General features: G+C 48.0%; 4 protein-coding genes. 3 read left to right on the top strand and 1 reads right to left on the bottom strand.

Features of this window, described 5'->3' with window-relative positions; translation table 11 throughout:
* Both ACLUXO_RS06890 and ACLUXO_RS06885 read left to right on the top strand, forming a co-directional pair.
* A partial coding sequence (locus tag ACLUXO_RS06890) for a mucin-binding protein (protein WP_412136906.1) occupies window positions 1-1,690 on the top strand: 1,690 nt, incomplete at its 5' end.
* Between the two features lie 118 nt (window positions 1,691-1,808).
* Complete coding sequence (locus tag ACLUXO_RS06885; protein WP_412136905.1) at window positions 1,809-2,576, top strand: hypothetical protein; 768 nt, start codon at window positions 1,809-1,811, stop codon at window positions 2,574-2,576.
* 277 nt (window positions 2,577-2,853) lie between these two features.
* Here ACLUXO_RS06885 and ACLUXO_RS06880 read toward each other — a convergent pair whose 3' ends face one another.
* A complete protein-coding gene (locus ACLUXO_RS06880; protein ID WP_412136904.1) occupies window positions 2,854-3,519 on the bottom strand; it encodes an NAD(P)H-binding protein in 666 nt (221 codons plus the stop codon).
* A 749-nt stretch (window positions 3,520-4,268) separates the two neighbouring features.
* Between ACLUXO_RS06880 and ACLUXO_RS06875 the strand changes: the two genes are divergently transcribed.
* Window positions 4,269-25,823, top strand: coding sequence for a mucin-binding protein (locus ACLUXO_RS06875; protein ID WP_412136903.1), 21,555 nt, complete (start codon window positions 4,269-4,271; stop codon window positions 25,821-25,823).
* Window positions 25,824-25,918 lie beyond the last annotated feature (95 nt).

Genomic DNA, 25,918 nt, shown 5'->3' with positions numbered 1-25,918 from the left:
CACTGTCAAGGTTGTCTACACTGCTAACAAGCAGAAGGCTTTGGTAAGATACATTGACCAAGATGGCAACAATGCAGTGATTGAAACTTCTGACGACTTGACTGGCTCATCTAAGGATGCAATTGCATACAGCACTGAAGACACGATCAAGAAGTTGGAAGCAGCAGGCTACGTATTTGTATCAAGTGACTACCCAACTGACGCAGCTTACGACAATGACGACAGCACTGAGCAAATCTATACGGTTGTTCTGAAGCACCAGACTCAAGAAAGAGTCAACACTAAGGACGCCAAGCAGACGGTCCACTACGTTGGCACTGGCCTGCAGCTGCCTGACAAGGTTCAGACTCAAAAGGATGCCTTCAAGCAAGTTGTTGTAGTTGACCTGGTAACTGGCAAGGTGGTAGAAGAAGGTCCATGGACTAGCCAGAAGACTTTTGGCAAGGAAACTGTATCAGTAATCAACGGCTACCACTCTGATAAGAAGATCGCCGGTGGTTTGACCGCGACTCCAGACCAGCCAGAAGTTGAAGAAACTGTCACTTACGTTCCAAATGGCCGTGTCATCCTGGTTGATAAAAATGGGCAGCAACTGCCTGGCACTAGCACAGACCAGTACACGACTGATCCAGAAGATCCAACCAAGGTTCTCGACGTTGTCGTTCCAGAAGTGAAGGGCTACCAGCCGCAAACTGTTCAAGTAGGGCAGAAACTGACTCCGAGTGACCCATCTGGTGACACTTACATTGTCTACGATGTTCCTGCTCAGCCAGTTGAACCATCTAAGCCAACTGAACCAACTAAGCCGGAAACTCCAGAAGAACCGACTACTCCGGAACAACCGACTGAACCGACCAAGCCGGAAACTCCAGTAGAACCAACTACTCCGGAACAACCGACTGGACCGACCAAGCCGGAAACTCCAGAAGAACCGACTACTCCAGAACAACCGACTGAACCGACCAAGCCGGAAACTCCAGTAGAACCAACTACTACGGATCAGCCAACTGAACCAACTAAGCCGGAAACTCCAGAAGTACCGACTACTCCGGAACAACCGACTGAACCGACCAAGCCGGAAACTCCAGAAGAACCGACTACTCCAGAACAACCGACTGAACCGACTAAGCCGGAAACTCCAGTAGAACCGACTACTCCGGATCAGCCGACTGAACCAACTAAGCCGGTGACTCCGGAAGAACCAGCTCAACCTGAGCAACCGACTGAGCCGACTACTCCAGAGACTCCAGTTGAACCATCTACTCCAGACCGACCAACTGTACCGTCTAAGCCGGTGACTCCGGAAGAACCAGCTCAACCTGAGCAACCGACTGAGCCGACTACTCCAGAGACTCCAGTTGAACCGTCAACTCCGGATCAGCCAACTGTACCGTCTAAGCCGTCAACTCCGGAAGGACCAGCTCAACCTGAGCAGCCTAGCGTTCCTTCTAAGCCAGCAACTCCGGCAGAACCTAAGACTATCGAGAAGAAGAATACTCCGGCTTCTCCAGTCGTAACTGCTTCTCAGACTAGTAAAAAGACCAGTCCAAGCAAGATGACTACCGCTGAATTGCCACAAACTGGCAGTGACGACAAGCAAAGCAGCGAAATGACCCTGATGGGTGCAATCCTGCTGGCTCTGTCCGCTGCAACCGGCTTTGTCACTGGCAAGAAGCGTAAGAAAGATTAATTTTTAGGCAAAAAGAAAGAGCCTGGTAAACAGACTCTAAACGAAAATGGTGAAGTTCGATCTCATTCGGACTCCACCATTTTTTGATGATAAGATATTAGAAAAGGAGGATGGGACCATGAACAGAGGGTATTCCGTAACTCAGCGAATAAAAAATGTGAAGCAGCCACGGGGCGGGTATATCAACCCGAGAGAGCTCCAGGCAGACTCCTTGGGCCCTGGTATTGAGGCGCTGAATTCAGCCGAGAACATTAGCCCAAACCTGGTTGGTTTAGCTGTCGACTATCTGACCCGCTTTATGTCGGGGGCAAGTGCGTCAGAAGCTTTTGAAATTTCGCTGCTGGGAGCAAGTAATATTGGAGAAGATGCTTTAGCCGCAAAATTGCTGGCGGAAGTAAAAGGACTGGACGATATCTCGATCACTAATGCCATTAAGCTCACCGGATTTGATGTTGGCTACCGGGCTGGCCTTGGCTATAAGCCGGTTAGCGAGATTAAGCCGGATCAAGCAACGATTCAGAACGTGAGAACCATGGTTGAGCGCTCGCTGCATTTTCTTGAGCTCTATGGCCCAAAGCTGCTGGATGGATTCACTTTTGAAGGCGGCTATACGGATACGGTAAACAAGGGGGACGGTGACTTTACCACGGCTGACACGCTCTGGGATTTCAAGGTTTCAAAGGCAAAGGTGAAAAAAGAGCACACTCTGCAACTACTTATGTACTGGCGGATGGGCCTGCATTCGGCTCATCCGGAGTTGCAAAGCATCAAGTATCTAGGCATCTACAATCCCCGCCTAAATCAAGTCTATCGCATTGCCGTCACTGACATTCCAGAAGATGTCATTAGGGAAGTTGAAGAAAAAGTAATTGGGTATAGGGTCTAGCAAGGCAAAACGAAAATGGTGGTCCAGAACGGATCACCATTTTTCTATTTAAAGCTCCTTGATAAAGTAGTATTGGTCATAACCCTTAAAGGCTGGAGCGATTTTGAACAGCTGCTTGTAGCCCATTTTCTTGTAACAATTTGGTGCTTGAAAGCTGTAGCTGTTAAGGATGATGCGCTTGATTTGCTTAGCCGCGGCTTTTTTTCTACCTTTTTCTCGATTCTAGCAAAAGGGAAGGCGAAAAAATAGGTCTGCTGGTTTAGCAGGCCTATTCTTCTTAATATACAGGGCGGGTCAAACCGTCAGTGTCTGGGTTAGCGATCCCCAAACTGTCTCGGTTGCCGAAAGTTGGGTCAGCCACGATCTTCAAGACGACGTCAGCCATGCTCCGTCTTGAGCCAGATACGCCAACATACTTGTCATGGCGGTGGGTGATAGAGTACTTAACTTCTGGCCGGTCGTTCAGCCATGGCAGACGCAAGGTAGTATAGTCAAGGCCGGAATCTTCTAAAAGCTGGTCAGCCTTGACTGGCGAGCTGCCTTCTGGGTTGCCGCCAAAGCAGAAGTCCCGGTTCCACTTGCCGAATTTACCTGGAACTTCATCATAGATGCCTAAAAGGCTGGTTTCAATCACCCGGCTGATCTTATTTGCTTCAGCCGCCGCGATGATGTTTTTGGTTGGGCGGTTAGCGTCGTCATGGTCAACGACCGCTGAGAAGATCATGTCACAGCTCTTAGCTGCATCAACTACGTCTTGTTTGTTGTTCAAGTCGCCATCGACCAAAGTTACCCGGTCTGGGTAGCGGTCTTTTAGGCTTTGCAAGCGGTTGGCACGGCGCAAAAGCAGGACCAGGTCGACATCCTTGAACTTGTCTTCAGTCAAAATTCTTTCTTCAATAATGTGGGCAATTTGGCCGTTAGCTGCCAAAATCAGTAATTTCATGTTTTATTTTCCTTTCTGCTTGTCGGATTCTCTTGATGCTTTTATGATAGCGGGGCGTAAGCTTTTTGAAAAATACTGTTTGAGCAAGATGGTATGCAGGAAGGACATAGCTATAAATCTGGAAAACTAAGAAGAGAAACCAAAAAAGTCGTCCCTCTAATTTTGATTGCACAGTTAAGGACGACTCGGATTGTTCTGATACTGTCACCGCCTTGAAGCGGAGCGCATACGAGAGAGTCTTATTGGCGTAAGGCTCTCTTTTGATATTGTAGCACATAGTATTTGTACAGACATGTTTTTATGTAGTATACTTGGCGTGAGAGAGCCCACCACGCATCAGGCGGAAACGTACTGCGGACCACGGTTGGGACTTTTTTTATAGAGAAATTTTGTACAAATAGTATATAAATGACGCAATCAGTTTCATAAGCTACCCAAGCTGCATCTATTGTTTTGATAGATGTAGCTTTTTTATAGCGTATATATTATACCGATCATGTTTGTCTGCTGTAAATCATAAAAGTACTTATCATTGTTTAAATAAAAACTTACCACCTAAAAAAAGTGAAATGATTGAAAAAATCAGATTTGAAAGTTATCCTATAAGTGTTAAACATGCTGTTTATAAATCGAATGAGAAATTAATGATAAATAAAAACAAAACAGACTATTGCTAGTAGCTAATGGATAATGGCCTTAGTGAATGATGTTCTAATTGATTGCGTGTTAAAAAAGGGGAGAAGTTTCACATGATTGAAGCAAAGAAATCCGCGAGAAACAAGCTTCAGAAAATGGAGCGAAAGGAGCAACACTACAGTTTCAGAAAGGTCAACACAGGTTTGGCGTCAGTTTTGCTCGGCTTTACATTAGGTGGGCTGGCAATTACATTTACGCCTGGCAAGGTAGCCGCGGCTGATAATACTCCTGCTCAAGTGGCGACAACTCAGCAGACGAGCAGCACAAGTACTACAACTGATTCAACCGCTGAACAAACGAACAACACAAGTTCAACTGCTGAATCAACCGCTGCGTCTACTAGCAGTCAAAGCAGTACTGACAGTACAAGTACGTCCACTAGCAGTCAGACAACTGTAAGCACAAACGATGCTGCGCCAACTACTACAAGCGACACCGCTGCAACGACTACTGCTAACGACACCAGTACAAATACTGCAACGACTGCCACTAATGACAGCAGTACAACGACCACTGATGCGACAAGCAGCCAGCCGGAAACAGTTTCAACCCAAGTCAAGACTCAGGTCTCTTACACTGGTTCTGACCAAAATCCGGCAACCCAGGAAACCAAGACGACTTTTTCTGGCAAAAAGACTGGAGACAAGAGTTACGACTGGACTAACAAGTCGGCGACCGTGACCACCACTGTGCCTGTTGTTTCGGGTTACGTTGCCAACACTGACCAAGTGACGCAAACTGTTTCAGCTAACAGTGACGGCAGCTTTACTGGTAGCGACAATATTACTGGAAAAAGCAGCGCCGTCTCCAATGATACCTACACTAGCCAAGTAACTTACAAGGCCGTGGGCCGCATTGTGCCGGTTGACGAAAAAGGTAATGAAATCACGGCTGACATCAAGGACAACTATGTGGCTCCAGTGGCATATAGCAACAGCCCGACCAGAGCTGATCAGGTCGTTGCAACAGCCGCGCCAACTATCGATGGCTACATCTTGGCCGACAGCGCCAATGAAACTATCACTCCGGCCAGCGCGACGGAAGATACCAAGGTCATCTACCTCCTGGTAACGACGACTAAGGACGTCAAGCAAGTTGTTACTTACACCGGTGCTGGTACTAAGACTCCGGCTGAGAACAGCCAGACCATTACTTTTTCCAAAACTACCAGCCGGTCCAACGACGGCAAGACCACGACCAGTGACTGGGACAAGAGCAGTGCAACTTTTGAAGATGTGACCGTGCCAACTATCGAAGGCTATACTGCCGGTGCCACGACCGTCAAGGGCCAAACGGTAACGGCCGATTCAAGCGACATCAACGTTCCGGTAACTTACACGGCTAATGACGCCAAGGCGACCGTCAACTTTAAGGATGATGATACCAGCGATCCCCAGGATCTTTCTGCCAACAGCATTAGTTTGACTGGTAAGACCGACGAAAGCATTGACTTCACTACGGCCGAAGACCAGATTAAAAATCTGCTGGCTGCCGGCTACGAATTAAGCCAAACCAACGATACTGTGATCGATCCGGCAACTGGCAAGTTCAAGGCAACTAGCTACGATACTAGCGATGACGCAAGCACGGTCAGTCAGATCTTCACGATCCACCTTAAGCACAAGACTACGACCACGACGACGAGCAAGAACGTCACCAGAACGATCAACTACCAGTCAACTGACAGTGATTTTACGGCTCCAAGCAGCCAGACCCAGCCGGTCACCTTCACTGAAGAAAAAGTTACTGATGATGTTACTGGCAAGACCTTGTCCGACACCTGGACGCCAGACGGCGGTTCTTGGGCAGAAGTGACGACTCCAGAAGTTGCCGGCTATGTGGCTGACCAAGCCAGCGTTGGCGCAAAAGATGTGACTAAAGACAGCGAAGATGAAACGGCTAAGGTCAACTACTACAAGATTGGCCAGATCACCAGCCAAAAAGGGACTAGCCAAACTGCCCTGACTTACAGCCAGGATGCTACGTCTGTCAGCTTCACGGTCCCAGTAGAAGCAGGCTATACCGCTACTTTAAACGGAAAGGCTGTCACTCAAGGCAGCACCATCACCTTGACTGGGGCAGATGCGGCAGTTGATCAGACTCTGGTTTACACGGCAAACGAGCAAAGTGCTACGGTTGCTTTTGTCGATGACCAAGGGCAGACTCTGTACACTAGCAGCTTAACCGGGCAAACTGACGGGGACGTTGACTTTACTAGCGCCAACAAAGTATTGGCCAAGTTCATCGCTGCCGGCTACCAGGTCTCCAGCAATAACCCAAACTTGACGGAAAGCGAATTTACCGCCGCAAGTTACGCGGCTGACGGCGGACAAAGCTTCACCGCTTATTTGACGCACCCGGAAAAGATTGTCAGCTTGACTGCCAGCTACCAAGACGCGAGCGGGCAAAAATTGGCCGATGACCAGACTAAGTCGGTTACTTTTGAAGGTCTGGGCAAGTACAACGAAGACCAAGATGCGGTAACAGTTACTTGGACGGCAAAAGACGGGGATGCAGAACTGGCAAACCCGGTCATCACCGGCTATGTCAGCCCAGCTGCTGCGGTAACGATCAGTTCAAGCGCTACCGGCAATATCACGGTTGTCTACCAGCCAGTCGGCAAATTAAATGCAGTTGATGAGAACGGCAAGCTTCTTGCTTCTTTGGCATACGCCAACAAGCCAGCAGATGCCAGCCAGGTGATCGTTAACCTGCCAATTGTCGCAGACTACAGGGCAACGCAGACTAGCGTGACGGTTGCTGATCCAACTAAGGATACCCAGCTGCTCTACGTGCCAAGCGCTCAGACTAAGGTCTTCACCCAGAAGGTGACCTTCTCTGGTGCCGGAGCGAAGACGCCAGCTGACCAAAGTGAGACCATTATTTTTGTCAAAAATGGGGACGCTTGGACGCAAACTTCTGGCCCAGCTAACGGCAAGTTCAGCTTTACCATCCCGGACATTACTGGCTACAGCAAGAGTGTATCCGGTGAAGCTGCTACAGTTACGCCAGATACAGACTCTGTTTCAGATATCACTGTTACTTACACGCCACTTGCGCAAAAGGCAACAGTAACTTTTGTCGATGACGATGAAAGTGATGAAGCAAAGCAGACTCTGACTACTGTTGACTTAACGGGGCAAACTGATGCCGCGATCGACTTTGCTAATGCCAAAACCCAGCTTGCGAGCTATGAAGCAGCTGGCTACGTTTTAGCTGCCGGCAGTACTTTGCCGACTGACGCGGTTTACGATGACGATACCGAAGCTACTCAAGCATATACCGTTCACTTGAAGCACGGCACAACTGTCTTGACCAGCAGCGACCTCAGCACTCTTAGTGCTGCAACTAAGGCCAAAATTTCGACCGAAAACTTGACGACTCTGCAAGATTCAAAATCTTATTCAGAAAGTAAGTCTGCCAGCCGGACGGTAAAGTATGTCTTCTCTTCAACCGATTCCACTGACCTGCCAAGCGTGGCTGACCAAACTGACAGCGTCACTTTTTCACGTCCAATCACCTATACCGTTGACCAAGTAACTGGCGCGGTGACCAAGTCAGAAGGGGCTTGGACGGTCAAGACTGGCCAGGCAGATATTTCTGCTGTTACCCCGCAGACCATTAGCGGCTGGTATTTGGCAGACGCGGCTAATGGTGAATACCTGCCAGCAGAAACCTTACAGGCAGGAGACAGCCAGACTGTTACTCTGACCTACAAGCGCCTGCAAAAAGCCACTATCCAAGTTATCGATGGCGATGACAGCGACAAGGTCCTGGACAATTACAGCCAGAATGGGGAGCAAGGGGCAGCCATCAACTTTAAGCAGATCGATGAACAAACCACTTTAACTACTAAAGATGCTTCCGGTAATGAAAGCAAGGTTACGATTAATTCTGTCAGTGATGCCAATGCCCAACTGAATGCCTACATCAAGGCTGGTTACGTTTTGGACACGACTGATGCAACTACGAGTCAAGTGGATGCCCAAACTGTCCGCTACAAGCTGGCAAATGGAGCAATTATTGATGTCGTTAGCGATGAGCAAGGCAATAAGACTTATGTATGGGCTAACAGCTTTGATAGCGATGATACGGTTGACCAAACCATCACGCTTAAGCTTTTGCATGGCACGACTACCCAGACCAAAAATAAGACGGTTACCCGGAACATCACCATTAATCCAGTCAAAGGCGACAGCTACACGACCAAGCAGACCGTTAACCTGACGGAAACGATCATTACTGACAACGTTACTGGCAAAACGACCAGCGACACGTGGACGACCGGGACTTGGGCAGCCTATGATGTACCAACTGAAACCGGCTATGACGCTAGTGTCACCAGCATCCCTAAAGTTGATGTCACAGATGCGACGTCAGATGCTGATATCGTGGTCAACTACCTGCCAAAGGCAGCCAGTGCCACCATCAAGATCATCGATGACTATGCCGGCAACGCTGAATTAAACGAGTACCTGGTATCCGGGACTACTGCCGGCCAGATCAACTTTACTAACGCGATCAAGCAGCTGACCAGCTACCTGGATGGTAATTACGTTTTTGCCTCTAGCAACAACTCAAAGATCGTCATCGCCTACAACAAGGACGGTAACTTGTCCAGCATCACGGCAGAAGACATCTACGCGGGTAGTGACGCCAGCCAGAACTACGAGATTCACTTAAAGCACAAGACCAAGACTGGGACGATCTACTCTTCTGTCAACCGGACAATCAGCTACCAGCTCCCGACCGGGACCCAGACCTTGGTGCAAAAAGTAGTCCTTACTTGCAGCACGGTAACTGACTTAGTAACCGGCAGCCGCAGCGATGGTGCCTGGAAGGCGACTGGCTCATGGAGCGCGGAAACTATTCCAGAAGTAACTGGCTACACGCCAAGTGAAACGAGTATTGAAGCAGAAAGCGTCAATGTTGAAACGCCAGACAAGGCGATTACGGTTGTCTACACGCCAGATGTTGAGCACGTGCAAGTTAACATTATCGATGACACGACTGGTAAGATTCTAGCAGAAGCTGACTTAACCGGGGACTACGGCAGCAGCGTTGACTTTGATAAGCCGGCCAAGTCCATGGGCAATGTCAGCCCTAACGGCAAGCTGCAGTCCTACCTGGCTAACGGTTATGTTTTATCAGATAAAAATAATTCTGCTGTAGCCGCTGCAGCCTCTCCAGTAGTCTTTAATGCTGCTAACTACGGCACGCAAGGCGTGAATCTGGAAGCCCACCTGGTGCAAGGCATTAAGGAAACAACAGAATCCGCAACGTCCACTAGAACTATTCAATACATCATCAGCGGGAAAGATAAGCCATTTAAGACACTTGAGCAAAAAGTAGAAGTTACCCGGACCAAGAAAGTCAACCAGGTAACTGGCGAGACGACATATACTGGCTGGACCACTGGTACTTCGGAGACCACTGGCACTTGGGCTGAAGCTGTTTCACCAACCCATGAAACTGATCCAACTGATGTCCCAGATGGCTACTACCCAGACAAGGCAACTGTAGCAGAGCAGACCGGGATCTCTAAAAATACCGGTGACCAGGTAGTCCTGGTGCTCTACAACAAGCCAGGCGACGGGATCAGCGGCACGGTGCAGATTGTCGATGAGACTACAAATACTAACTTGTATTCAGTCCAAATCAACGGCAAGTCTGGCAATAGTGTTGATTTCTCAGCTGCTAATACCCGTTTGGCTGACTACTTGAAGCAAGGTTATGTTGCTGATACGACCGGCACTTTGGCTGACCAAGCCATCAATGAAGCCGGTACGGCTTTTGCTGAGAAAAAGTTCGCGACTAACGATCAAAAATTCATCGTTTACTTGACGCACGGAATTGACGTACAAGACCCACAGACCAAGTCAATTACCCGGACGGTTAACTACAGCTTCCCAAACGGGACGACCAAGACTTTTGTTCAGGCAGTCAACTACACGCGGACGGTCAGCCTGGACAAGGTAACTGATAAGACCAGTTATGGCAACTGGACATTAGCTAAGAGTAGCACTACGGTATCAGTCAACGGGGCTGCTGCTACCAAGACTGAAGGCGAGGCGGTTGCTACTTGGGCCGCCTTAGATACGGCTACTGTCGCCAAGGATGCCGGTATTGACACGACTGGCTACAAGGCAAGTCTTGATAGCGTCGAAGCAGTCAACAATATCGGAACGGACACGACCAGCCAGGTAATCAATATTTCCTTCCCAGTCATTGTGGAAAAAGCCCGGATAGTCTTCCTTGACAGCAGCTCAAGCGCGCCGACTAAAGATGCTAGCGGGCAGACGATCACGCCTGAATTTACTTATGCCAGCTCATATGATGGTCAAACCGCCGGGGTCTACAAGAATGCCATCGACTTCAGCCATGCCAACTTGTATCTTCAAGATTTATTGAAGCAGGGCTATGAGATTGGGGTTGACGATTTTGTCAATCCAAATTCTGGCTCTTACATGGCTAAGTTGACCTCATCAAACACTGTTACGGCAGATGATGGAACGGTGACAGAGACCCGGCTTTACACGCCAGCCGCAACAGGCGCTGAAACAATCACCGAAACCATCACGACTTCCCCAAGCAGAATGGAAAACGGGCAGACCAAGCAAGTGGTTAAGTATGCTTTTGTCCAAGGGGATAAGTCTGGCGAAATCACCGCGACGACTACAACCGTTGATGGCACTAGCACGACTGTTTTTAGCTTGTCTGATGTTGCTTTTGCCGCGACTGACAAGATCTTCCTCTTCTTCTTGAAGCATGGGCGGACCCACTACAGCTATGATCCAGACAAGAGCAACAACAATGCTTCAACTTACAAGGACACCACCCGGACGATCCACTACCACCTGCCAGACGGCAGCACTTTGACCCGCCTGCAGACTGTGCGGATGACCCGGACGACTGACATTGACCGGGTAACTGGCGGCGTCATCTACACTCCTTGGACCACTGGTGAAAGCAATTACTCATGGATCGTGCAAAGCCTTACTGACAAGGATGGCAAGCTTTTGTCTACTAGCCAGGAAAAAGCGGTTCGTTCATCAGACTGGAGCAAGCAGGTAAGCCCGGATAAAGACAATACCCAAGTCATTAGTGGTGATACGACGGTCGGCAGCGTGGTTAAGGGCTACACGGCAACGCGGGCTAGCGTTGACGAGCAAATTGTAAATTCCAGTACGCCAAATTCAGTAGTTGACATCAGCTACAAGGCAGACCACCAGGCAGCTGATATCCAAATCATTGACAATACGACCAAGACTGTCTTAAGTGAATTTAATCCAAGTGGGGTAACCGCGGGTAAGATTGACTTTACTGCCGCCAACAGCAGTCTTAAATATTACTTACAGCATGGCTACTTGCTGGCAACCGGAGACGGCATTGACAACAGCGATGTTGCTACGACTGATGATGGGGTAACCAGCTTTAACTCCGCCAACTTTGACAATGAGGATGACAAGGATCAAAGCTTTGTCGTCTACCTGGTTCACGACACGGCTACTACCGATAAAGCAATTGAGAAGACGGTTACGACGATTGTTGACAAGGATGGCAATACGATCAGCTATGTCACGCCAGTCGTTGACAACCCGAAGGTTACTAACCCAGCCAGCTACACGCAGACTGTAACTTCCGTCCGGACGGTCAAGTATGTCTTCAGCGGTGACTCATCCAGCAAGCCGAAAGTGGCTGACTTCGTGCAAAAAGTTACCTGGACCAGAAACGTCAGCTTCAATATCGACTTGGTAACTGGGAAAGAAACGCCGATTTACACTGATTGGACTTATGTTGCAAGTGGTCCAAACGCCCAGGCTGGGCAGGATGCTACCAGCAGAAGTGATGACCAGGTAACTTTGACGCCGGTTGCTTTGACTGACGATGAAGTAACGCAGGGCTTCATTGGTAAAGTCAGCGGTGAATTCTCCGGCTGGTACTTGGTCAGCTCAGCTGCCAATGCTGGCAAGCAGCTGCTTAAGGCTTTGGACAACGGGTCGGCCATCAATGAAAATGTGGTTCTGGAATACCGCAGATATGCTGATGCTACGATCCAGATCATTGACGATACGACTGGCAAAGTCCTCAAGGATGATAAGGTTACTGGCTACAGCCAAAACGGCAAGCAGGGAGACCAGATTGACTTTAATGCGGCCAACAGTGATCTTGCCAACTACTTAGCCGCTGGCTATGCTTTGGCATCCGATGGCAATAGTCAACTGACGGGTAACACCTTTACGGCTACTGCTTTTGACAGCAAGGACAATGAAACGCAGACCTTCGTGGCGCACTTGATTCACGACACGGCGACTGTAGCAAATACTTTGACAACAGACAGCCAAATCACTGCCAAGTCAGGGCGGACCGCATACTTAGGCAGCGCTTTGACTAATACGACGCTGACAGATGCTACTTCATACAGCGAGCAGGCAACGTCTACCCGGAAGGTAACTTTTGCCTTCAAGAGTAATGCTGCATTGCCAACAGGTGTAAAAGATGTCAATGGAAAGACCGTGACCCAGACCGTTATTTACACCCGGCCAATCGTTTACACGGTTGACTTGGTAACTGGGACTGCGACTAGAGACTATGAAGCATGGAACTCTGCAACGACTGGGACCAGCGAAGCCGGCACGACGACTACGATTGATGAAAACGGCAAGGTCAGCCAAAGCAAGGAAAGCAGCTTTACTGATGCTGTCTTCCCGGCAGTCACTGGGACCGTGAGCGGATGGTATTTGGACAGCGGGGATGCAAGTCGCGTAGCCGCGCAAACTCCAACCACTGACAAGGTAGCTGCTAAGAATAATGTTGAAACAAGCGTTACCTTGACTTTCAAGAAGCTGCAGAATGCCTACATTAAGATTATCGACAACAACGATACTGATAACCAGGGCACCTTGTATGACGAAAGTGGCAGTGACGTTAACAGCAAGAATGTGGCCCAAAAGCAAGGCGTAGCGATCGACTTTACGAACGCGCAGGCCAAGCTGGATGAACTGCTCAAGAGCGGTTATGTCGTTGACACAAAAAATACGAAGTCATTGACTGGCAGTACGTTTACGCCTGCAAGCTTTGACTCTGATGACACTAGCGATCAGACTATCACGGTCTACCTCAAGCACGCTTCAGCAACCCTGCAGGCTGGCGCGACTAACAACACGGTAACCAGTGATGGCAAGACGGTATCAATGAGCAGCCAGATCAACCCAGATTCGTCAACCAACACGTTGACTTGGTCTAGCTTGAAATCTGATGCAGACTTGATTGATCTGTCGAGTGATGCGTCAGCTTACCAGAGTCTGACCCGGCAAGCCACTCAGACAATCAATTATTTGTTCCAAGACAGTAAGCAAAAAGCGAACGACAGTAGCGTCAGCCAAAAGACTTTAACCCGAACAGTTACGGTTGACCGGGTTACGGGCAAGATGTCAATCAGTAGCTTTGCGTCAGTTACTTTTGATGGTGTTAAGTCTCCTGTCGTTAACAACTACCACTATGTCATCAGTAAGGATGCAAAAGTTGCTGGCTATACGGTTAGTGATGCGGTAGCTGATGGCAAGGACAGCTACACGGCAAGCAATAGCGATGGCGACTCACAGGCAACTCTGACACCGGTTTACACCGTTTACTACGAAACTGACGGTAAATGGCGGAAAGTCAATGAACCGGTTTACGGGAGCGATGGCAGCCTGACCAGCAACACGGGAACAGTTGATGTTGGGTCTTACGTAACTAGCGACACCGATCCAAGTGTGGTAACGATCACCATTCCAGCCCACCAAGGCTACACGGCCAAGCTGGACATTGGCAATGATGGCACTAGTGATACGACCTGGGATTGGAACGGCAGTGCTGAAAAGACGCCAGCAAATGAGGTATACCAGTTTGACACTAGTCTGGCCAATAAAAACTCAACTGTAACTTACTCCCCAGATGCTCAGACTTTGCGCTACAAGGTTATTGACATTGAAGAATCGGATCCGAAGAAGAATAACGTGACAGCGTTATCGAAATCCGTTCTGACAAAAGATAGTGACGATACGCTTGCTACTGGGGTCAGTGACCAGAAAATTAGTTCTGGGAAGTTGATTGCTAGCTACACTGGTGTAGATAAAGAACTGGAAACTTTGGAGTATTACTATCATACTCTGGGCTACGTAATTAAGAGTGTTGATGCAATTCCAACTACTTTTGACCATGATGATAGTGTTGATCAAGTTGTAACGATTAAGGTAATTCACAACAGAACAAACTTAAGCGGACCGATTACACCAGATCAGACTAAGATTACTGACATTTCTGGAGAAGAAGTAGATCTGCCAAATGTGGTTAAAAATAATCCGACCTATACAAACAGTAACAGTTATACAAACAAGGCAACGGTACAACGGATAATCAGCTATGTCTTTGATGGCAACAGTACTTCAGCACCTCAAGTCAGCCAAGTCATGCAGACTATTTCCTTCCAGCAATCCGTTTCTTATCAAGTTGACTTGGTCACCGGGGCAATTGTGACGACCACTTATGGTAACCCAAGCTTTGACATGTATGGGAACAACGGGACTACAGAAACGATCGCTGTAAGTGATGGTAACGAAATTACCTACTATGGTGCAGAACAGTTAGATTCGCCAGAAGTGCCCGGGGCCATTGGTTACTTTACCAAAGCTGGTTGGTATGAAGACTGGCGGGACAACGCAGATAGCACGCTTATTGAACCTGTTGTGGAAAAGAACAAACTAAAAGACCACACTATAACCGGTGAAATTCACTATCTGAAGTACCAGACTGCGGTTATCAAGATCATTGATGACAACGCAAATGATAAGATGACGTTGCAAAAAGGCGTCTTAACTAGCGATAGCAGCGATAAAGGAGAACTTTTTGTTCACAATATCACCCTGGCTGACGAAAAGAAGCAAGGCGATGATGTCGACTTTAGCAGTGCCAACACACTTTTGGCGGACTTGTTAAACAGCGGCTTTAAGTTTGAAAAGTCGGACGTCGGGACGGCCAGCGGCTTCAAGGAAGCTCAATATGACAGTGATGACGATACGACTCAAGAATTCACGATTTACCTTGTTCATGACACCATCACTTTGGATGGGCAAGAAACTGGGGCTAATGGCCCGCAGACTGCCGGTGGCAAGATTAATACTGGCAAGGCAGCTATTGCAACGTATCCAAGTGAAGCTACGAGAGACTACTTGACCAAGGCAGCTAGTCAGACGATCACCTTTGACGTACCTAATGACATAGCTCCAGCAGATGACGTACAAACGCAGACTTTGACCAGAACCGCTACTTTTGACAAGGTAACTGGCAAGCTGAAGTCAACTGGTAATTGGAGAATCAAACCATTTGATGCTTTGACCGATTACCCATTCGTTCCTGGCTACCACGTAACGGGCGTTGATGCAAAGAAGACGACTGATCAAAGCAGCCAAACCGTTGACACTGCCGGTGGCTACACGCCAACGGAAACCGATCCAACTATTGTCTACACGGTTCATTACGAACCGAATGGCTCTGTAATTGGTGAAAATGAACCGGGTGGCAACACAAAGGTTCAATACACGACCAATTCTGACGCTAAGACGGTGACTGGCCAAGTTAACTTGTATCCAGGTTATACGGCGACGATCACAACGAAGTCCGGAACTAAGACTTTTGATCCAGTAGAGAAACAGACGACAGAAACCATCACTCCTGAAGATGCTGGCAAGGACACGACCGTGACTTACACGGCTGACTTCCAGCAAGCAGTCGTCAAATTGATTGATGATGATGATAAAACCAAGACAGTTACCTTCACGATTGATGGCTACACTGGCGAAGCTATCAAGTTTACAGATGCTAATGCTAAGCTGAAGGAAATGCTTAGCCAAGGATACATTCTGTCTGCTAGTGGTAACACCGATCTGGCAACCGACTTGCAAAGCTTTGCTGAACAGAAATTCGATGCAACTAACAACGCGCAAAAGTCTGATGCTGTAATTCAATACTTTGAAGCTCATTTAAAGCATGACACCGCCAAATTGACTGGTGTGCCAATTGCTGGCAGCAATACCAATGCTGACAAGCTAGTGCCATCAACAACGCCGATCGTTGACAAGCTTAAGAATAAAGCAAGTTATACAGATGCAAGCTCAGTAAAGCGGACAGTCAACTATGTCTTTGCTAGTGATAGCACGAATAAGCCAAGCGTCGCTTACGTTGTACAAACAGTCACTTACACTCGGCCAGTCACTTATACAATTGACTTGGTAGAGGGGACAATTTTGAATGTCAGCTATGGGGACTACAGTTTCTCAAGCAATGTATCAACAACGACTAAGCAAACTGCACAAGCTGATGGGACGATTGTTTCTGAGCCAGAGAGCTTGGGTAAGGATGCAATCGTACCAGCTGTTAGCGGTGACTTTACTGCAATAGGCTGGTATCTTGATCCAAAATCTGCAACAGCTAATGCTACAGAATTGAAACAAGGCAGCAAGGATCAAGAAGTGAACTTGACCTATCTGAAATATCAGAAGGCAATCGTTCAGATCATTGATGAAGACAGTAAGGATACAAACAAGGCAATCTACTACGATGATCAAATCAATGCTCAGAAGGAGCAGGGGAGCAACGTTGACTTTAAGGTTGCTAATACTAAACTTCAATATCTGTTGAGTCATGGTTACATCTTTGCAACTGATAAGACTTCAACCGGTGATCAATTTGGCTTCACTAAAGCAACTTTGGATAACAAAGATGACAGCGACCAAACCTTCACAATCTACTTGAAGCACGACATGGCGGTGATTACCAGCCGGCCAACGATTGGCGGAAAGGTCACTGACGAAGACGGTAAGCAAGTCGACTACAATCCAAAGACTGACAATTTGGCAAACAAGTCCTTTACGGTCAAGAGTACTGCAAGTCGGACGGTCAGCTACGTCTTTGATGGCGACAGCACAGACAAGCCGCAAAAGGCAGATCTGGTGCAAAAATCCAACTTTGAAAGACCAGTATCTTACAAGGTTGATCTGGCAACTGGTGATATTCTTGATGGACCGACTTATGGTGAATGGACTTCAAAGGATGACAAAATTTCAGCAGCTCCAACTGATGTTGACGGATGGTATCTGACAAGTTCAACTAATGCCGGCGCAATGACTTTGACGCCGGGACAAAATGTCGCAGGCAGTCTGCACTATTCAAAGATCCAACAGGCAGTTGTTCAAGTAATTGACGATACAACTAGCACTGTTTTGAATAGCAAAGACTTGACCGGTGAGCAAGGCGAGGTAATTGACTTTGACGAAGCTAACGGCTGGCTTAAAGACTACTTGGCTAGTGGCTATGTCTTAGTCAGTGGTAAGTCCGATGTTACTGATGATGCCTTTACCCCTGCCACCTTTGATAAGTTAGATAACAGCAACCAAAGCTTTGTTGCTCACTTAATTCACCGAATTGCGATTGTTTCTGGTGTGCCGACTGTAGGCGAGAGCGACAATGTTCATGATGAAAATAATCAACCTGTTATTTACACGCCGAAGGAGATTGATACTAAACTGCAAAACGCTTCTAACTTTAGTGAGAACGCAACTGCTACACGGAAAGTACGCTATGTCTTTGAAGGCAACAGCACGGCTAAGCCGGTGGTAGACACAGTCGTGCAGACAATCAACTTCAATAGAAACAAGAGCTACTGGGTTGACATGGTAACTGGTGAGATTAAAGATGATCCAATCTACGGAGCATGGACATTTGTATCTGGATCTACTGGCAACACGTCAGCCGAAACTTTGAAAGAAAGTGGCCCGGTAATTGTCAATGGGGCAACAAATAATCTTGCTTCAGCTGAAGTTCCAGCCGTAACCGGCAGCTTTGCTGGCTGGTACCAGACTTCTGCTAACGTTGATGCTAAGACATTGGCAACCGGTGATGATTTGACGGTTGATCTTACCTACAAGCATTATCAGAATGCAAAGATTCAGGTAATCGACGACGATGAATCTGATCCAGACAAGAAGATGTTGTTTGATACTACGACAACTGGCAAGCAAGATACTTCAGTTGACTTTAAAAATGCAAACACTGCACTTAAATCATACTTGGCAAGTGGGTATGTTTTGGATGATGTCAAGTCAACAGTTACGGGCAACGTCTTTACTCCAGCTGACTTTGACGAATTGGACGACAGCGACCAAAGCTTTGTTGCTCACTTGATTCATCAGAAGGTGACGGTAAACAGTCTGCCGGAAGCCGGCAAATCCTTTAAGGATGTAAATGGTACAGACTACAACTACCCGACGACGACAGCTGTAAAAATTCCAGATGTATTTACAAATGAAGTCATAGTCAAGCGGACAATTAGACATAAGTTTGAAACTACGAATCCTAATGAACAAGTGCCGGCAGCAAGCGATATCGTACAAACTGTTATCTACCAGCGCGGAATCACCTACACAATTGACCTTGTGACAGGTGACTACACGACTAATCTTGGTGTTTGGACGGTTAAGGTAAACAGCACCGAAACTGGCGGTGTACCAGATGAACAGGTTCCAGTAGTTTCCGGTGTTGACTTCGATGGCTGGTACCGGTACGAAGCAGATGACCAGAATATTGGTCAGACGAGTCTGCTTTTGGATGACCAAGGACGGAAAATTGATCAGACCGGCGTTTTAGCTTACAAGAAATACCAGAAGGCAATCGTTCAGATCTTTGACCAGACCAAGAATAAGTTGCTTTTTGTAGATGCAAAGAGCAACGAGGCCAAGAAGCAAGGCGCGGATGTCGACTTCACTTTGGCTAACCAGGAACTGGCAAGTTTGCTTAAAGCTGGTTATGCCTTAGTAGATGGGCAGACCATTGTTAGCGGAACGGCGTTTGTTCCAGCCAAAATGGATAGTGATGATACTGTAGATGAAGTCTTCACGGTTTACCTGCAGCATACTTATACTAAGTCAACTGAAGATATTCAAATTACACGGACCATCAACTACCACAAGCCAGATGGTAAGGTTGACACAATAACTCAGCCTGTAATATTGAGCAGAAAGGTTACAACTGATAACGTTGATCAAACCAAGGACTATGGTTCTTGGACAACTGGAACTTGGGATGAAAAGATAACACCAGCAATCCCTGGTTACAAGGCGGTTCAACCAAAGGTTGATAAAGTGGCGGTTACTGTCAATACTCCAGTTCAAACCGTCGATGTGTACTACGTTGCTGATACGCAACAAGTAACAGTTAATATCATCGATGACAAGACTGGGAATACTTTGTTTACTACCAGTCTGTCTGGCAAGACTGACCAAGCAGTCGACTTTGCCTCAGTCAACAAGGAATTGGCAGGCAAGCTGGCTAGTGGCTACGCATTGGCTAAGGACAAGAACCAAGCTCTTGAGAACAGCGAGTTCAAGCCAACTAACTACTTGCCAGATGATACGCGGATCTTGGAAGCTCACCTGGTTCACACTTATTCTGAACAGACTGAGCCAAAGACCATCACCCGGACGATCAACTACCACAAGCCAGATGGCACCATTGAGACTGTAAAGCAGCCAGTTAAACTGACTAGAGTTGTAACGACTGACAATGTTGATCAGACGCAGACTTTTGGCAAGTGGACAAGCGGCCAGTGGAATGAAGCAATCAGTCCACTTGTTCCAGGCTACAAGGCTAGCCAAGCCAGCGTTGGTCAGGTTGCGGTTGATGAACACAGCCAGGATCAAACGATTGATATTGTCTACACTGCTAATGGTCAAACTGCTAAGGTTAAGATCTTTGACGATAATACTGGAGCAAAGGTCCAGGAAATGGACTTGCCTGGTAAGTCGGATCAGATGATTGACTTTAAGCCGGCCAACGACCAATTGCAAGCTTACCTTAACCAAGGCTATGCCTTAGCGGAAAAAGGCAATGATGATCTGTCAAACGGCAGCTTCATTCCAGTCAAGTTTGACAATGATGATGAAGCTACCCAGGAATTCGTGGCACATTTGGTACATACCTATGCTCAAAGTACTGAAAATAAGACGGTAACCCGAACGATCAATTACCAGCAGCCAGATGGCAGCGTGGTGACGGTGACTCAGCCGGTTAAACTGACTAGAGACGTGACGACTGACAAGGTTACCAAGGTGCCTAGTTATGGTGAATGGACTAGCGGTCAATGGGATGCAAAGGACACTCCAGTGATCGCTGGCTACACGCCAAGTGAGAGTTCCGTTGGCCAAGTCTTGGTCAATGGAGATAGCCAAGACACAACGATTAACATTAGATACACGGCTAATGATCAAAAGGCCGTCGTGAAGATTTTTGACAAGACGATTGGCAAAGACATCTACCTAGAGAACTTGTTAGGCACTACTGACGGGAAGATCAGCTTCAAGAATGCTGACGACCAACTGGCAGTCTTCTTGACAAAGGGCTACGCTCTGGCAGACGACAATAGCGATCTGACTGATGGGCAATTTACGCCAAGCAAGTTCGATAATGTTGACAATGTCGACCAAGTATTTATTGCAATTCTTGTTCACACTTACAGTAAGGATAGTGAAAAGAAGACGGTCACCCGGACGATCAACTACCACAAGCCAGACGGCAAGATCGATACGGTAACGCAGCCGGTTGAACTGACTAGAGACATGACGATTGACAAGGTTGATCAGAGTAAGACTTTTGGCACTTGGACAAAGGGTCAATGGGATGAAAAGACTACTCCGGTAATTGCTGGCTACACGGCAAGTCTGGATAGCGTTGGGCAAGTCACGGTTGATGGCGATAGCTTGAACCAAGTAGTAGATATTATCTACACTGCCAAGGGGCAAAAAGCGATGGTCAAGATCTATGACGACACGACCAAGCAACTGCTCCGGGGAGAAGGGCTTGCAGGCCAATCTGATCAAGCAATTGACTTTACGGAGGCTGACCAGCAACTGGCTAGCTACCTGGCAAAGGGCTTTGCTTTGGCAGAAACTGGCAATGACGACCTGGCTGACGGCAAGTTTATCGCTGCCAACTACGATAATGATGATGCGGTAGACCAAGACTTCGTAGCTCACCTGGTTCACACGTACGCTAAGTCTAACGAGACCAAGACCGTCACTCGGACGATAAACTACCACAAGCCAAACGGCGTTGAGATAGTAACTCAACCAGTCGAACTGACCAGAGTGGTTACGACCGACAATGTTGACCAGAGCAAGGTATTTGATCCTTGGACAAATGGTCAATGGGATGAAAGGATAACTCCAGAAATTGTAGGCTACACTGCAAGTCAAAAGTCAGTTGCAGAGACTCCAGTAGATGGTGCAACTCAAGATCAAGTTGTAGACGTCTTCTACAGTACAAATGGCCAATCTGCAGTTGTAAAGATCTACGACGACACGACTGGGAAGCTGCTCCGTCAAGCTGGATTGACTGGTAAGACTGGGCAAGCAGTTGACTTTAACGAAGCCAACCAGCAACTAACTGGCTACCTGGCAAGTGGCTACGCATTGGCAGAAGTTGGTAATGGTGATCTGACTAATGGTCAATTCACTTCAGCTAACTTCGATAACGCGGATGAAGCTACGCAAGAGTTCATCGCTCACCTGGTTCACACGTACAGCAAGGACAGTGAGAAGAAGGTCATCACTCGTACGATCAACTACCACAAGCCAAACAGCGTTGAGACAGTAACTCAACCTGTTGAATTGACTAGAGTAGTCACGACCGACAACGTTGACCAGAGCAAGGTATTTGATCCGTGGACAAATGGTCAATGGGGTGAAAAGACAACTCCAGAAGTTGCAGGTTACACTGCAAGTCAAAGTTCTGTAGCGGAAACTGCTGTAGATGGCTCAACCCAAGACCAAGTTGTAGACGTCTTCTACAGCGCAAATGGTCAAGCAGCAGTTGTAAAGATCTACGATGACACAACAGGCAAATTACTTCGTCAAGCTGGTTTGACTGGGAAGACCGGTCAAGTAATTGACTTTAATGAAGCCAACCAGCAACTGACTAGTTACCTGGCAGGTGGCTACGCATTGGCAGAAGCTGGTAATGGTGATTTGACCAACGGTCGATTCACTTCAGCCAACTTCGACAACTCAGATGAGGCTACTCAAGAGTTCGTGGCTCACCTGGTTCACACCTATGCTAAGAGCTCTGAAACAAAGACAGTCACTCGTACGATCAACTACCACAAGCCAGATGGCAAGGTTGAAACAGTAACTCAACCTGTTGAATTGACTAGAGTAGTCACGACTGACAATGTTGACCAGAGCAAGACTTTTGATCCATGGACTAGCGGTGAGTGGAGCGCGAAGTCAACTCCAGAAGTTGCAGGCTACACTGCAAGTCAAAACTCTGTAGCTGAGACTCCTGTAGACGGCGCAACTCAAGATCAAGTTGTAGACGTCTTCTACAGCGCAAATGGTCAAGCAGCAGTTGTAAAGGTCTATGATGACACGACTGGAAAGCTGCTCCGTCAAGCAGGTTTGACTGGTAAGACTGGGCAAGCAGTTGACTTTAACGAAGCCAATCAGCAACTTACAAGCTACCTGGCAAGTGGCTACGCATTGGCAGAAGTCGGTAATGGTGATTTGACCAACGGTCGATTCACTTCAGCCAACTTCGATAACTCAGATGAGGCCACTCAAGAGTTCGTGGCTCACCTGGTTCACACCTATGCTAAGAGCTCTGAAACAAAGACAGTCACTCGTACGATTAACTACCACAAGCCAGACAGCAAGGTTGAGACAGTAACTCAACCGGTTCAGCTGACAAGAGTAGTGACGACGGATAACGTCGACCAGAGTAAGACTTTTGATCCGTGGACTAGCGGTCAATGGAATGCAAAGTCAACTCCAGAGATTACCGGTTACACTGCAAGTCAAGACTCTGTAGCTGAGACTCCTGTATATGGTTCAACCCAAGACCAAGTGGTAGATGTCTTCTACAGTGCAAATGGTCAAGCTGCAGTCGTGAAGATCTATGATGACACGGCTGGGAAGCTGCTCCGTCAAGCAGGTTTGACTGGTAAGACTGGCCAAGCAGTTGACTTTGACGAAGCCAACCAGCAACTTACAAGCTACCTGGCAAGTGGTTACGCCTTAGCTGAAGTAGGCAACGATAAATTGACCAATGGTCAATTTACTGTAGCTAACTTCGACAACGTTGATGATGCTACTCAAGAGTTCGTGGCTCACCTGGTTCACACCTATGCTAAGAGCTCTGAAACAAAGACAGTCACTCGTACAATTAACTACCACCAGCCAGACGGCAAGGTTGAAACTGTAACTCAGCCGGTCGAACTGACGAGATTGGTAACGATCGACAATGTTGACCAGAGCAAGACTTTTGATCCATGGACTAGCGGTCAATGGAGTGAACAGACTACTCCAGAAGTTGCAGGCTACACTGCAAGTCAAAACTCTGCAGCTGAGACTCCTGTAGACGGCGCAACTCAAGACCAAGTAGTTGACGTCTACTACAGTGCAAATGGTCAATCCGCAGTTGTGAAGATCTACGACGACACGACAGGCCAGCTGCTCCGTCAAGCTGGATTGACTGGTAAGACGGGTCAAGTAATTGACTTTAACGAAGCCAACCAGCAACTGACTAGCTACCTGGCAGGCGGCTACGCATTGGCAGAAGCCGGCAACAGTGATCTGACCAACAGCCAGTTCACTTCAGCTAAGTTCGACAACTCAGATGAGGCCACTCAAGAGTTCGTGGCTCATCTGGTTCACACTTACGCTAAGACAAACGAAGCCAAGACCGTCACTCGTACGATTAACTACCACAAGCCAGACGGCAAGGTTGAGACAGTAACTCAACCGGTTCAGCTGACAAGAGTGGTGACGACGGATAACGTCGACCAGAGTAAGACTTTTGATCCGTGGACTAGCAGTCAATGGAATGCAAAGTCAACTCCAGAGATTACCGGTTACACTGCAAGTCAAAACTCTGTAGCGCAGACCCCTGTAGATGGCGCAACCCAAAACCAAGTAGTTGACGTCTACTACAGTGCAAATGGTCAAGCTGTAGTAGTCAAGATCTACGACGACACGACTGGTAAGTTGCTCAGCACTGCATCCCTTGCAGGCAAGACTGGCGAAACGATCGACTTCAGTCAACCTAATGCATCGCTGAAGAGCCTTTTAACCAAGGGCTATGCCTTAGCTGAATCAGGAAACAGCGATTTGACCAACGGTCGATTCACTTCAGCCAACTTCGACAATGCTGATGATGCTACGCAAGAGTTCATCGCTCACCTGGTTCACACTTACAGCAAGGGCACAGAATCAAAAACTGTCACTCGTACGATCAACTACCACAAGCCGGACGGTGTTGAGACAGTAACTCAGCCAGTTCAGCTGACTAGAGTGGTTACGACGGATAACGTCGACCAGAGTAAGACTTTTGCCTCATGGACTAGCGGTGAGTGGAGCGCAAAAGCAACTCCAGAGGTCACAGGCTACACTGCAAGCCAAAAGACTGTCGCCCAATCTCCTGTAGATGGCTCAACCCAAGACCAAGTGGTTGACATCTACTACACGGGCGAAAGCCAAAAGGCTCTCGTAAAGATCTACGACGATACGACTGGCCAGCTGCTCAGCACCGCATCCCTGGCCGGCAAGACTGGTGAAGCAATCGACTTCAACTTTGCTGACGCGTCCTTATTGAACTACGTGCGCATGGGCTACCTCTTCGCGGCAAGCGGCAACAGAGACCTGTCCGGCGAAAAGTTTGCCTACGCCCTCTTCCTTGATGCACCTACCCAGCTCTTCGAAGCTCACCTGGTGCACTCATACGCTAAGAGCGACGAAAAGCAGACCATCACCCGGACGATCAACTACCACCTGCCAAGCGGGACTGAAGCGGTTGAACAAACTGCTGAACTGACCCGGCCGGTCACGACCGACCTGGTTACCGGCGCAACTAGCTATGGCGACTGGACTCGCAGCGAATTCACCAGTCAAAAGACGCCAGAGCTCAGCAATTACACGCCAAGCACCAGCTTGATCACAAGCCGGGAGGTTACCCACGGGGATGCTGACAGCCAAGAAAACGTCTACTACTACCCGAACAAGCAAAAAGCCACGATCTCCTTTGTTGATGCAAAGACCGGCAAGACAATCAAGCTTATGGCTGACTTCGACAGCGGCAAGCCAAATGAGGCCATCAACTTCAGCCAAGCCAAGGCTCAGCTGGCAAAGCTTTTGCAGGAAGGGTACAAGGAAACAGGCGATCTTGAAAGCATCTGGAAGGCAGTCTTTGCAAGCACCGATGGCGAAAACAACTTCGTCATCCGCCTGGTGCCATCGCTTGACATGCATCCTTCCGTTGCCCCTGGCAAGCAAGCAACTAAGCCAAAGACTACTGGAAAAGGTAAAGAAGCTGGCCAAAAGCCGTCTGTTCCTGCAAGTAGCCAAACTGCAGGAAAGGGTCAGCAAGCTGTAAGCCCAGCTGGGCAAACGGCGAAGGCTCAGTCAGCTAAGCTGCCGCAAACTGGTGAAGCCAGCGGCAAGCAGCTCTCCTGGCTCGGATTGCTCCTGGCCGCGGTTGGTACTGCCTTAAGCGGAATTTGGCGCAAGAAGCGCGATGATGAATAATCGATTTTTCCCTCACTAACAGGGAAGGGAATAGGTCTGCTCTATACGGGCAGGCCTATTTTTTCCGCCAGATGGTATAATGAAAGCGATGTGAA

This window comes from Lactobacillus delbrueckii subsp. bulgaricus (genome assembly GCF_046938665.1).
GTDB lineage: Bacteria > Bacillota > Bacilli > Lactobacillales > Lactobacillaceae > Lactobacillus > Lactobacillus delbrueckii_C.
This window is presented reverse-complemented; position numbering and strand designations above follow the sequence as displayed.

Coding starts and splice junctions, on each gene's coding strand:
- ACLUXO_RS06875 (WP_412136903.1), top strand. CDS start 4,269: ATGATTGAAGCAAAGAAATCCGCGAGAAACAAGCTTCAGAAAATGGAG.
- ACLUXO_RS06885 (WP_412136905.1), top strand. CDS start 1,809: ATGAACAGAGGGTATTCCGTAACTCAGCGAATAAAAAATGTGAAGCAG.
- ACLUXO_RS06880 (WP_412136904.1), bottom strand. CDS start 3,519: ATGAAATTACTGATTTTGGCAGCTAACGGCCAAATTGCCCACATTATT.